Source organism: Streptomyces sp. CNT372 (assembly GCF_000377145.1).
Genome location: NZ_KB897789.1, coordinates 35,154 through 47,787, shown reverse-complemented (window position 1 = coordinate 47,787; position 12,634 = coordinate 35,154). Strand labels below are relative to the sequence as shown.

Sequence of the window (12,634 nt, the reverse complement as noted above, 5' to 3'; positions counted from 1 at the left end):
AGGTGTCCGGCGCTGATCCCCCGGACACGTCCCTCTGCCGGGTGCCGGCAGAACCCTGAACCCGTACCGGCGGGACATCCGGACACACATGTACGTGGGGACACTGTCCTTCGATCTGCTTCTCGGCGACGTACGGTCGCTGAAGGAGAAGCGTTCCGTGGTCCGCCCGATCGTCGCCGAGCTGCAGCGGAAGTACGCGGTGAGCGTGGCGGAGACCGGCGGACAGGATCTCCACCGGCGGGCCGAGATCGGCCTCGCGGTGGTCTCCGGCGACACCGGGCACATCACGGAGGTGCTGGACCGGTGCGAGCGCCTCGTCGCCGCCCGGCCGGAGGTGGAGCTGCTGTCGGTTCGACGCAGGCTCCACAGCGACGAAGACTGAATGAGCAGCACCCAGCACCACGAGCAGCACCCAGCACCACGAGCAGCACCCCGCACCACGAGCAGCACCCGGCACCACGAGCACCAACCCAGCACGGCACAGCAGTACGCAGCAGGAACAGCAGCACACGCAGCACAAGGGAGAAGGACCAGTGGCCGACAATGCGCGGGCGAAGAAACTGGCAGACCTCATCCGGGAGGTGGTCGCCGAGAAGCTTCAGCGCGGCATCAAGGACCCTCGACTCGGGACGCACGTGACCATCACGGACACCCGCGTCACCGGTGACCTGCGGGAGGCCACGGTCTTCTACACGGTCTACGGCGACGACGAGGACCGGGCCAGCGCCGCGGCGGGGCTCCAGAGCGCCAAGGGCATCCTGCGGTCGGCGGTCGGTGCCGCGGCGGGCACCAAGTTCACGCCCACCCTGACGTTCGTCCCCGACGCGCTCCCGGAGAACGCGCGGACCATCGAGGACCTCCTCGACAAGGCGCGGGCCTCCGACGCCAAGGTGCGCGAGGCGTCCTCGGGCGCCGCGTACGCCGGCGAGGCCGACCCGTACCGCAAGCCCGAGGACGAAGCCTCGGAATGACGGACCGCACCCCTGTGCCCGACGGCCTTGTCATCGTCGACAAGCCGTCGGGCTTCACTTCGCACGACGTCGTCGCCAAGATGCGCGGGATCGCCAGGACCCGCCGCGTCGGACACGCGGGGACGCTCGATCCCATGGCCACCGGAGTCCTCGTCCTCGGCGTCGAGCGGGCGACCAAGCTCCTCGGGCACCTGGCGCTCACCGAGAAGGAGTACCTGGGCACCATCCGGCTCGGCCAGAACACGGTCACCGACGACGCGGAGGGCGAGGTCACCTCGTCCACCGACGCCTCCGGGGTCACCCGGGAGGCCGTCGACGCCGGGGTCGCCGCCCTGACCGGCGACATCATGCAGGTGCCGTCGAAGGTCAGCGCCATCAAGATCGACGGCAAGCGGTCGTACGCGCGGGTGCGCGGCGGCGAGGAGTTCGAGATCCCGGCCCGGCCGGTGACCGTCTCCTCCTTCCGGGTCTACGACGTACGGGAGGCGGTGACCGACGACGGACTGCCCGTGGTCGACCTCGTCGTCTCCGTGGTCTGCTCCTCCGGCACCTACATCCGGGCCCTCGCCCGCGATCTGGGCGCCGGTCTCGGGGTGGGCGGCCATCTGACCGCGCTGCGGCGCACCCGCGTCGGCCCCTACGGGCTGGACGCGGCCCGCACCCTCGACCAGCTCCAGGAGGAGCTGACCGTGATGCCGATCGCGCAGGCGGCGGCCGCGGCCTTCCCGCGCTGGGACGTCGACGCACGGCGGGCCAAGCTGCTCGCCAACGGTGTGCGCCTGGACATGCCCGCGTACGACCGCGCGCCGGTGGCGGTCTTCGGACCCGAGGAACGCTTCCTGGCACTCGTCGAGGAGCAGAAGGGCAAGGCGAAGAGCCTGGCGGTCTTCGTCTGAGTTCGTGAGACCGTGAGTTCGTGAGTCCCGAGCTCTCGCGTGGAACGGGCGGCACCGCCGCCCGTTCCACGACCCCCCTCGGTTTCCCCCACCCACAGATCTGTCCGCACGACGCCCCCGATTCACCTCATCGTGCAGGCGCTCGGAGTACCAGCGGGGCGCACAGGGGGCGCTTTCCTCCGCGGCGCCCCCTCGGTGATCATCCCCGGCCTACCGTCGGACCATGGAACGCGGCACCACGGCACAGCTCGTACGGATCTGCGACGCGGCCGGCCGGCCGCTGGGCACCGGCTTCACCGCCGACGGACAGGGCACCGTCGTCACCGGCATCGAGGTGATCGGCGCGCTGGAGGCGTCCGGGGGCCCCGGGAGCCGTACGGCGGTGACCGTGCGCGCCGCCGACGGCGAGCGCCCCCGCCCCCTCGCCCCCGGCGGCCTCGTCCTGCTCCCCGCGTCCGGGCTCGCCCTGCTGCGCACCGACGGGTCCGCGCCGGGGACCCTTCCGCCGCCGCTGCCGGTCTCGGCGCGGGCCGGTATTCCGCCGGGCACCTATGTCCGGATCCGCGCCCACGGTGCCTGGCGCGAGGCCCGGGTCCTCGGGGCCCGGGGCACCGGCGGCACAGTCCTGGAGCTGGTGATGGGGGCCGACGCACGGGACGCGCTGCGGATCGGCGGCGAGGCGGGCGGGCCCGTGCTCGACGCCGTCACCGGGGCGGTGCTCGCCGTCCTCGGCCCGCCGCCGTCCGACCCCGACGGCGGCTCGGTGCCGGCGTACCGGCTGCTGCCGCCGGCAGACGCGGCCGGTGCGGGGACGCTGGCCGGGCTGCTGCGGCGCAATGCGGCGTGCGCGCCGGCCCACGGGGCGGACCTCAACCTGGCGGGGGTGGTGGAGCTGACCAGGGCACTGGGGGCGGTCCCGCCCGGGGCGGGGTGCGGGGGCGCGGCGCCGGGCGCACCGGGCTCCACGCCGGTGACCGTGGCCCCGGCGGTGGCCGCCGGGGGGTCGGCCGCCGCCTGGGCCGAGCCCGTCGAACGCCCCGAGGTGGCACGGCAGTTGCCCGCGTTCCCGGACCGGCCGCCGGTGGTCCGCGCACTGGTGGGGGACCCCGGCACCGGCCGCACCACGGAGCTGGCCGCCCTGGCCGCGCGTCGCGCACAGGACCCCGCCCCGGGGCCCACGCTCTGGCTGCGCGGCGCGGATCTGCGCCGCGAGGACGCCTCGGTCGAGGACGCCCTGGCCCGCGCGCTGGGGCGCGCGTCCCGCGTCCGCGCGGCATCGCGGGGGCGGGCGCCCGGCGGCCCGGCGGGGGGCGGGGGCGCCGGACGGCCACAGGCCGCTCCTGCCGGGGCCGCCGGATGGGCGGGCGGCCCCGGGGGCGGTGGGCTGGTGCACGCCGGGGTTCCCGCTGCCGACGCTCCCCCGCCTGCGGAGGCCGGGGTGGTCGGTCCCGGCCGGGCCGCCCGGGTCGCCGAGGCCGCCGGGCGTCCGCTGCTCGTCGTCCTGGACGGGCCCGAGGAGATGCCCCTGACCGGGGAACGCTTCGCCTCCTGGGCAGCCCGTACCCGCGACTGGCTCACCCGCCACGGCGCCCAGCTCGTCATCGGCTGCGGCCCCGCCCACTGGGAGGAGGCCGCCGCCCTCTACGGCGCGGCCGCCGCGCCCGTCCCCATCGGCCTCCTGACGGCCGCGCAGGCGGCGACGGCCCGCGCCCGCCACGGGCTCCCCGACAACGCACTCGCCGGGCCCGACGCCCGCCACCCGCTCACCCTGCGCCTGCTCGCCGAAGTGCGGGCGGCGCAGGCAGGACACGGCGCTGAGCCGGTCGGGCCGGGTCCCGACCGGGCCGAGGTGTTCGCGGCCTGGCTGGACCTGTTCGCGCTCCGGGTCGCCGGGCGGGTGGCCGCCGCCGGGGCCGCCCCGGTGCGGGGGACCGCCGTCCGGCGGCTCGCCGCCCGGGCCGCCGGGCGGGTCCACGAGCTGGGCCGCCACTGCCTCGGCTCGGGCGGGCACATCACCCGCGAGGCGTTCGAGACCCACTTCCCCTGGCGGGACGGCTGGGCCGCGGCCGTGCTCAGCGAGGGGCTGGTCGTGCCCGCCGGAGGTGGCTACCGCTTCGCCCACGGGGAGTTCGCGGACTGGATCCAGGGCGTCCACCTGGATCTCGACGCGGCCCTGCGCAAGCTGGTCCACCGGGCCCCGGCCGGCCCGCCGGTGCCCCGCCACCGGCACGGGCCGGTGCGTCACGCGCTCCTCCTCGCCGAGCGGCGCCACGGGCCCGCCGCCCTCGCCGCGCACCTCGCCGCCCTGGTCCGGGCCCTCGCCCCGGCCCCCGGGGACGCGCCGCCCGCGCCACACCCGCACGCGGAGCCGCGCTGGTGGGCCGCGCGGCTGCTCGGGGAGGTGCTGCCGCGGCTGCGCGACGCCGAGCCGTACGCCGCCGTCCTGCGGGACCTCGCCGCCCGGGTCGCCGCGGACGGGCGGGAGCGGGACGTCTTCGGTCCCGCGTTCTGGGCGGCCCTCGCCCTCGGTGACCGGACCCTGCTCGACCTGCTGCGCCGGCTGCTGCCCGCCGACCCCGCTCCCGACGGCACCGCCGGGGCCCAGGGGGCGCCGCGTCATCTGGATCTGGCGGCCGAGCGGCTGGCCGCCGACCCCGAGGCGGTCCAGCCGCTGCTGTGCGCCTGGTTCGCCGACGACACGCCCCTCGACCCCCCGTTCGCCACCGGCCGGGCCGCCGGGGTGCGGCCCACGGTCGCCGCCGCCGCGCAGGCCCTGCTCTACGCCCGCCGCGACCGCGCCCCCGACTCCCTCGCCGAAGCGCTCCTCGCCACCGAGCACCCGCGCGCCCGCGACCTGCTGGGCGCCCTCGCCGACGACCACCCCTCCGCGTACTGCCGGGCCGTGCACCGCCGGGCCGCCGACCACCGGCCCGAGCGCCGGGCCGTCGCCGCCCTGCACCTGCCGGCCGCCGACGCCCGCGCCGGGGCCGGTGCCGACCGCGCCCTGCTGCGGAGCGCCGCCCGGGCGCTGCTCGCCGACGGCGCCCACGCGCCCGTCGCGCTCGCCCTCCTCGTCCGGGACCCGGCCGGCCGGGACGACCACCTGGACGCGGCACTCGCCCTGTTCCGGGCCGGCGGGCTGCCGCCCGAGACCTTCACCGACGCCCTGCGCTCCCATCCCGGCCCGGTCCTCGCCGCCTTCCGGAGCCGGCTGATGGCCCCGGGCGCCGAGGACGGGGGAGTGCTCACGGCCGTCCTCGCCGAGGCGACCACCCCGTGCACCGCACGCCCGGTCGCCGCCCTGATCTGCGAGTACGTCGACCAGCGGCCCGAAGCGGGCGCCCACGCGGCCGCATACGTCGACATCCGGCTGGAACGTCCGCCCGTCGACCGGGCCGTCCTCGTCCCTCTCGTCACCCGCCTGATCCGGGCCCGGCCCGTGCGGGTGCGCAGCGCGCTCGCGCCCGTCCTCGCCGCCCCGGGCAGCCCGCACTCCCGCGCGCTGCGGGCCGAACTCCTCGACGCCCTGCTCGGCTACGAGCAGTACGCGGCCCGGGACCTGGAGGTGCTGGAGGCGGTGCTGCGCACGGCCGCCCTGACCTGCGAGGCGCCCGCCCGGCCGGAGACCCGGGAGGTGGTGCACCGCGCCGGACTCGTCCTGGTCCGCACGCCCCTGGGCGCGTCCCGGCTGGACCTGCTGCTCGTGGACCTGGCACACCGGTCGGGGGCCTTCGCCGCCGCGCTGGCACGGTGGACGGCCGAGGCCCCAGATGCCTGGGACCTGGTCGCCGGGCCCCGCACCTGGCGGATGCTCGCCGAGGCCGCCGCCCGGCCCCCGCAGGAGCCGATGCCGGGCGGAGGGCCCGGGCATGGCAGTCTTAGACCTGCGCAGTCGGTCATCACACACACAGGTTCGGGCGAGGAGCGGTCACAGTGCAGCGCTGGCGTGGCTTGGAGGACATCCCCCAGGACTGGGGACGCAGCGTCGTCACCATCGGCTCCTACGACGGGGTGCACCGCGGCCACCAGCTGATCATCGGCCGGGCCGTGGCCAAGGCCCGCGAACTGGGCGTCCCTGCCGTCGTCGTCACCTTCGACCCCCACCCCAGTGAGGTCGTCCGCCCCGGCAGCCATCCGCCGCTGCTCGCCCCGCACCACCGGCGCGCGGAGCTGATGGCGGAGCTGGGCGTGGACGCGGTGCTGGTGCTGCCGTTCACCGTCGAGTTCTCCACGCTGTCCCCGGCCGACTTCATCGTGAAGGTCCTCGTCGACAAGCTGCACGCCACCCTCGTGGTCGAGGGCCCCAACTTCCGCTTCGGACACCGGGCGGCGGGCGATGTGGCGTATCTGACGGAGCTGGGCGCCACCTACGACTACGGGGTGGAGGTCGTCGACCTCTATGTGCGCGGGGCGGCGGGCGGCGGGGAGCCGTTCTCGTCCACCCTGACCCGGCGGCTCGTCGCCGAGGGCGATGTGACGGGCGCGGCGGAGATCCTGGGCCGGCCCCACCGCGTCGAGGGGATCGTGGTCCGCGGCGCCCAGCGCGGGCGCGAGCTGGGCTACCCGACGGCCAACGTCGAGACCCTGCCGCACACGGCGATCCCCGCCGACGGCGTGTACGCCGGCTGGCTCACGGCGGACGGCGAGCGGATGCCGGCGGCCATCTCCGTCGGCACCAACCCGCAGTTCGACGGGACGGAGCGCACGGTCGAGGCGTACGCGATCGACCGGGTCGGGCTGGACCTGTACGGCATGCACGTCGCCGTGGACTTCTTCGCCTATGTGCGCGGGCAGATGAAGTTCGACTCGGTGGACGAGCTGCTGGTCGCGATGGCGGCCGACGTCAGGAAGTGCCGTGAGCTGACGGCGTAGCCACCTCCAGGGGCCCGGCCACCCAGTGGCAGGCCGCCCGCGCGGCAGGTGCCGCGGGCAGGACCGGGAGGTCCGTGGTGCGGCAGGCGCTCGCCACGGCGTCCGCCTCGCCGGAGGCGAGGACCTGGCAGCGCGGATGGAACCGGCAGCCGGCCGGGGTGCGGGTGGGGTCCGGGGGCTCGCCCGCGAGGACCACCGGCGGGGTCCCGGACTCGGGGAGCACCGAGAGCAGGGCCCGGGTGTACGGGTGCCGGGGCGCGGTCAGGATCTCCTCCACCGGGCCCGACTCCACGATCCGGCCCAGGTACATCACCGCCACCCGGTCCGCGATGTTCCACGCGAGGCCCAGATCATGGGTCACCACCAGGGCGGAGAGCCCCAGCTCGTCCCGCAGGCGCAGCAGCAGGGCCAGGATCTCGCCGCGCACGGAGGCGTCCAGGGAGGCCACCGGCTCGTCGGCGACGATCAGTTCGGGCTCCAGGACGAGTGCCCCGGCGATGACCACCCGCTGCCGCTGGCCGCCGGACAGCTCGTGCGGATAGCGGAGGAAGAAGCGCTCCGGCGGGCGGAGCCCGGCCCGGGACAGGGCCCCGGCTACGGCGGCGCGCTCGTCACCGGTGTGGCCGTGGATGCGCAGGCCCTCGGCGACCGCGTCGTAGACCGTGTGGCGGGGATTGAGGGAGCCGCTCGGGTCCTGGAGGACGAGCTGCACCCGTTTGCGGTACTGCTTCAGGGAACGGTAGCCGTAGGAAAGGGGCTTGCCGTCGAAGGAGACCCGGCCGGCCGTCGGCTCGACGAGGCCGAGCAGGGCACGGGCGAGGGTGGTCTTGCCGCAGCCGGACTCCCCGACGAGGGCGACGATCTCACCCGGGCCGACCGCGAGGTCCACCCCGTCGACCGCGCGGGCCGCCGGCGCGCCGCGACGGCCGGGGAAGGTGACGTACAGGCGTTCGGCGGCCAGCAGGGCGGGCGGGGCCGTGGTCTCGGTCACGGGTGCGTAACCTCCGTCCGGGTCACGAGCAGGCAGGCGGCCCGGCGCAGCTCGCCCGCCGGGGCGAGGACCTGGTCCTCGTGGGCGCAGGCGTCCAGCGCGGACGGGCAGCGGGGGTGGAAGGCACAGCCGGCGGGGAGCGCCGCCGGGTCCGGCGGGTCGCCCGGCAGACCGCGCGGGGCGCGCCGGGAGGCAGGGTCACCGATCCGGGGGAAGGCCGCGGACAGGGCCTTGCCGTACGGGTGGCGGGCTGCCTCGTGGACGGCGCGGGCCGGGCCCTCCTCGACGACCCGGCCCGCGTACATCACGGCCAGTTCGTCGCAGGTGTCGGCGAGGACGCCCAGGTCGTGGCTGATCATCAGCAGGCCGATGTCCTGCTCGGCGACGAGCTGCCCGATCAGCCGGAGGATCTGCGCCTGGATCATCACGTCGAGCGCGGTGGTCGGTTCGTCGGCGACGATCAGCCGCGGGTCGCAGGCGAGCGCCATGGCGATCATGACGCGTTGGCGCTGGCCGCCGGACAGCTCGTGCGGATAGGCGTCGGCGCGGCTCACCGGCAGGCCGACGTGCTGGAGGAGTTCGCCGACCCGGCGGCGGGCCTCGGCGGTGGTGGCGGCTCGGCGGTGCAGCAGGACCGGCTCCGCGATCTGGTCCCCGATCCGGTGCACGGCGTTGAGAGAGTGCATCGCGCCCTGGAACACGATCGACGCCCCCGCCCAGCGCACCGCGCGCAGCCGCCCCCACTTCATCGTGAGCACGTCCTCGCCGTCGAGCAGGATCTCGCCCCGCAGCCGCGCCGGCGGGGGCAGCAGCCGCAGCAGGGCGAGGGCCAGGGTCGACTTGCCGCAGCCGGACTCCCCGGCGACGCCCAGCTTCCGCCCGGCGGCCAGGGTCAGGTCCACCCCGCGCACGGCGGGCACCGCGTCCGGCCCGGAACCATAGGTGACATGCAGGTCGTTGACCTGGAGAAGACTCAACGCGACACCCCCAGCTTCGGGTTGAGCACCGACTCGACGGCCCGTCCGCACAGGGTGAACGCCAGGGCCACCAGGGCGATGGCGATTCCCGGCGGTGCCAGGTACCACCAGTGCCCGGAGGAGACCGCGCCCGCCTCCCGCGCGTCCTGGAGCATCCCGCCCCAGGAGACCACCGTCGGATCGCCGAGTCCGAGGAAGGCGAGGGTCGCCTCGGTGAGGATGGCGCTGGAGATACCGAGGGTGGTCTGCGCGAGGACCAGGGGAATCACATTGGGCAGCACATGGCGGTTCATGATGTGCCCGTGCCCGCCGCCGAGGGCCCTGGCCCGCTCGATGTAGGGGCGGGACTCCACCGCGATGGTCTGCGCCCGCACCAGCCGGGCGGTGGTCGGCCAGCTCGTCACCCCGATGGCGACGATCACCGTCCACATGCTGCGGGACATCACGGTGGCGAGCACGATCGCCAGCACCAGCGTCGGCATCACCAGGAACCAGTCGGTGACGCGCATCATGACGGTGGCGAACCAGCCGCCGTAGTGCCCGGCGACGATGCCGGCCAGGGTGCCGATGGCCACCGACAGGACGGCCGCCAGCAGCCCGACGACCAGGGAGATCCGCGCGCCCCACACCAGCAGACCGAGCAGGGAGCGCCCGAACTGATCGGTGCCGAGTGGGAACTCGCCGCTCGGGGACTCCAGGGCGGTGCCCGGGGCGCTCGTCACGCTCTGCACATCGGAGCCCACGAGCAGGGGCGCGGCCAGGGCGGTCAGCGAGATGGCGGCGAGCACCCCGAGGCCGAACAGCCCGGCCCGGTGGGAGCGGTATGCCGTCCAGAAGCGGACCGCCGAACGGCGGCGGCGCGCCCGGGCGAGGGCGCGCGCGGACCGCGGGGCGCCGGTCCCGGTCGGCTTCACGGGGGACGTGGGAGTCGTGGTCATCGGCCCACCCGGGGGTCGAGCAGCGGATACAGCAGGTCGGCGAGGAGGTTCATCAGAATCATGGCGCCCGCGAAGACGACGAACAGGCCCTGGACGAGCGGCAGATCGGGCACGCTCAGCGCCTGGTAGAACAGGCCGCCGAGGCCGGGCCAGGAGAACACCGTCTCGACCAGGATCGAGCCGGCCGCGACGTGGCCGAGGTTGATGAACACCATGGTCACGGTCGGCAGCAGGGCGTTCGGCACGGCGTGGCCGCGCCGCACGGCGTCGTCCCGCAGGCCCTTGGCCCGGGCGGTGGTCAGGTAGTCGCTGCCCATCTCGTCCAGCAGCGAGGAACGCATCACCAGCAGGGTCTGGGCGTAGCCGACGGCGACCAGGGTGAGCACCGGGAGGACCATGTGGTGGGCGATGTCGACCACACGGGCGAAGCCCTCGGTGTCGCCGGACTCCATGCCCCCGGTGGGGAAGAGGCCCGGAACCGGGCCGACGCCCACCGAGAAGATGATGATCAGCAGCAGCCCCAGCCAGAAGGACGGCACCGACCAGAGGGTGAGCGCCACCCCGGTGTTCAGCCGGTCCCCGAAGCTGCCGTGCCGCCAGGCGGAGCGGGTGCCCAGCCACAGCCCGAGGGCCGAGTAGAGGAGGACGGCGACGCCGGTCAGCAGCAGCGTCGCCGGCACCTTCTCGGCGATCAGCTCGCCGACCGGCGCGCGGAACTGGTACGACATGCCGAGATCGCCGGTGAGCGCCTTGGCGCAGTAGTCGGTGAACTGCTGCCACAGCGGCTGGTCCAGCCCGAACTGCCGCCGCAGGGTCGCCATCTGCTCGGCGGACGTCGGCATGCCGTGCGTCATCGCCTTCACCGGGTCGCCCGGGATGATCCGGAACAGGAAGAAGCTGGTGACCAGCACGGCCAGCAGGGAGACCGCCGCCCCGCCGAGCTTCCCCGCCGCATGAACGAGATAGGCGGGGGCGCCGCCCCCGCCGCCCATGGCGCGGGCCTCGGGGGCCCGCGCCACGTCGGCCGGTGTGCCGGTGGTGCTCGTCGTGCTCATCGACTATTCACGGTCTTCCACGGTGGAACGGCGCCGGATCGCGACGAGGACGCCGGCGGCGGCGACCAGGGCGACGGCCGCGCCGACTGAGACGACCACCCCGGTGGAGAGGCCCGGACCCGAGCCCCCACCCGCCGCGGCGGGCTCGGCCGACCACCAGCTCCAGTAACCGTCCTGCCCGTAGATGTTGCCCGCGGACTCCGGCATCGTCGTGATCGACTTGATGTGGTCGGTACGGTACGCCTCCAGCGCGTTCGGATAGGCGAGGACATTCATGTAGCCCGTGTCATACAGCCGGGATTCCATCTCCTTGACCAGTGCCGCCCGCTTCGCCGGGTCGTACTCGGCGGCCTGCCGCGCGTACAGCTCGTCGAAGCGCTTGTCGCAGATGAAGTTGTCCGTGGCGCCGGTGTCCTTCGGGGTGGCGGGCAGGGCGGCGCAGGTGTGGATGGAGAGCACGAAGTCCGGGTCGGGGTTGACCGACCAGCCGTCGAAGGCCAGGTCGTAGTCGCCCTTGAGCCACGGATCGGAGACGTTGTCCAGGCACTCGACCTTCAGGCCGATGCCGAGCTCGCCCCACCACTCCTGGAGGTACTTGCCGATGGCCTTGTCGTTGGGGTCGGTGGCGTGGCACAGGATGCGGAAGTCGAGCGGCTTGCCGTCCTTGCCGGTCCGCTTGCCGCCGCCGTTCTTGCGGTAGCCGGCCTCGTCCAGCAGCCGTGCCGCCTTCGCCGGGTCGTAGGCGATCTTCTGGGCCGCGCCGGGCTTCCAGAAGTAGGAGGGGAAGCGCGGCGGGATGTAGCCCTCGCCCTCGACCGCGTGGCCCTGGAAGACCTTGTCGACGATGGTGGTGCGGTCCGTGGCGTGGAAGAGGGCCTTGCGGACGGCCGGGTCCTGGAGGGCCTTGTGGCCGTTGCCGAACCTCCTGCCGTCCTTGGACCGCGCGCCCGGATTGGTGGCGAGGGCGAGGAAGCGCCGCCCGGGGGCGTCGTTGACCTTGATGTTCTCGGTCTTCCCGAGGGCCGTGGCCTGGGCGGGGGTGAGACCCTGGACGAAGGAGACCTCGCCCTTGCGCAGGGCCGCGACCGCGGCGTCACCGTCCTTGTAGTACTTGAAGACCAGCTCGTCGAACTTGGGCGCGCCCCGCCAGAAGTCCTTGTTGGGGGCGAGCCGCACGTACTGGTCGACCTTGAAGTCGGTGATGACGAAGGGGCCGTTGCCGACGATCGGGAACTGCTTGTCGTTGTTGAAGGCGGAGAAGTCCCCGACCTTCTCCCACACGTGCTTGGGCACGATCGGGACGTCCAGCGCGGTCATCGTGGCCTGCGGCTTCTTCAGCTCGATGACGAGGGTCCGGGCGTCGGGCGCGGTGACCTTCTCGAAGTTGGCGGTGAAGCTGCCGTTGGCGGTCGCCGCGTCCGGGTCGCTCATCATCGTGTTGAACGTCCAGGCCGCGTCCTCGGCGGTGGCCGGTTCGCCGTCGGACCACTTCGAGTCGTCCCGGATGGTGTACGTCCAGGTCAGCTTGTCCGCGGACGGCTTCCACTCGGTGGCGAACCCGGGGATCGTACGGCCGTCGGCGGGGTCGTAGTTGGTGAGGTACTCGTAGGCCAGCCGGTGGATGGAGGTGCTCACCAGACGGGCGGCCAGGAACGGGCTCAGGGAGTCCACGCTCTGCGAGACCGCGACCGTCAGCACCTTCTTGCCGTCGGCGGCGGCGGGGGCTTGCGCCGCGGGCTGGGCCGGGGGCCGGGCGTGGGCCGTGGGGGCCACCGCGCCGGCCAGGAGCACCGCGGTGGCGGCGAGGGAGGCGGCGAGGGCGCGCCGCGGTCGGGGGCGTGGCCGGACGGTGCGGTGCGGAACCTTGTGGACCATGGGGCGGTGACCTCACGTCATGACTCGCGCGGAGAGGGCAGGTTGGTGATCTCGGGTTC

The 12,634-nt window shown here is 74.6% G+C and carries 10 protein-coding genes; 5 read left to right on the top strand and 5 right to left on the bottom strand.

Going from position 1 to position 12,634, the window contains the following annotated elements:
• Positions 1-88: 88 nt before the first annotated feature.
• From C593_RS0124415 to C593_RS0124395, 5 genes are all read left to right on the top strand, one after another.
• Positions 89-382 carry a DUF503 domain-containing protein gene (locus C593_RS0124415; RefSeq protein ID WP_018849957.1) on the top strand — a complete coding sequence of 98 codons (294 nt, stop codon included), beginning with the start codon at positions 89-91 and terminating at the stop codon, positions 380-382.
• A 151-nt stretch (positions 383-533) separates the two neighbouring features.
• A complete protein-coding gene (gene rbfA, locus C593_RS0124410) occupies positions 534-971 on the top strand; it encodes a 30S ribosome-binding factor RbfA (RefSeq protein ID WP_018849956.1) in 438 nt (145 codons plus the stop codon).
• The gene (gene truB, locus C593_RS0124405) at positions 968-1,867 is read left to right on the top strand and encodes a tRNA pseudouridine(55) synthase TruB (protein WP_018849955.1); all 900 of its coding nucleotides are present in this window, start codon (positions 968-970) and stop codon (positions 1,865-1,867) included. Before rbfA ends, truB begins: the two co-directional genes overlap by 4 nt.
• A 223-nt stretch (positions 1,868-2,090) precedes the next feature.
• Positions 2,091-5,900, top strand: a complete 3,810-nt coding sequence (locus C593_RS30440; RefSeq protein WP_018849954.1) for a trypsin-like peptidase domain-containing protein — start codon at positions 2,091-2,093, stop codon at positions 5,898-5,900.
• Entirely contained in the window at positions 5,801-6,739 is a 939-nt protein-coding gene (locus C593_RS0124395) for a bifunctional riboflavin kinase/FAD synthetase (protein ID WP_078521844.1), read from the top strand. The genes C593_RS30440 and C593_RS0124395 overlap by 100 nt, the downstream gene beginning before the upstream one ends.
• On the opposite strand, the gene C593_RS0124390 is transcribed toward C593_RS0124395, so the two are convergent.
• Genes C593_RS0124390 through C593_RS0124370 form a run of 5 tightly spaced genes read right to left on the bottom strand, consistent with a single transcriptional unit; the run spans position 6,711 to position 12,575 of the window.
• A complete protein-coding gene (locus C593_RS0124390) occupies positions 6,711-7,766 on the bottom strand; it encodes an ABC transporter ATP-binding protein (RefSeq protein WP_486591181.1) in 1,056 nt (351 codons plus the stop codon). The genes C593_RS0124395 and C593_RS0124390 overlap by 29 nt on opposite strands.
• Entirely contained in the window at positions 7,727-8,707 is a 981-nt protein-coding gene (locus tag C593_RS30435; RefSeq protein WP_018849951.1) for an oligopeptide/dipeptide ABC transporter ATP-binding protein, read from the bottom strand. The genes C593_RS0124390 and C593_RS30435 overlap by 40 nt, the downstream gene beginning before the upstream one ends.
• Positions 8,704-9,645, bottom strand: coding sequence for an ABC transporter permease (locus tag C593_RS0124380; RefSeq protein ID WP_037747013.1), 942 nt, complete (start codon positions 9,643-9,645; stop codon positions 8,704-8,706). Before C593_RS0124380 ends, C593_RS30435 begins: the two co-directional genes overlap by 4 nt.
• Positions 9,642-10,700 carry an ABC transporter permease gene (locus tag C593_RS0124375; RefSeq protein ID WP_018849949.1) on the bottom strand — a complete coding sequence of 353 codons (1,059 nt, stop codon included), beginning with the start codon at positions 10,698-10,700 and terminating at the stop codon, positions 9,642-9,644. Before C593_RS0124375 ends, C593_RS0124380 begins: the two co-directional genes overlap by 4 nt.
• A 3-nt stretch (positions 10,701-10,703) precedes the next feature.
• A complete protein-coding gene (locus C593_RS0124370; RefSeq protein ID WP_018849948.1) occupies positions 10,704-12,575 on the bottom strand; it encodes an ABC transporter substrate-binding protein in 1,872 nt (623 codons plus the stop codon).
• Positions 12,576-12,634: the final 59 nt, after the last annotated feature.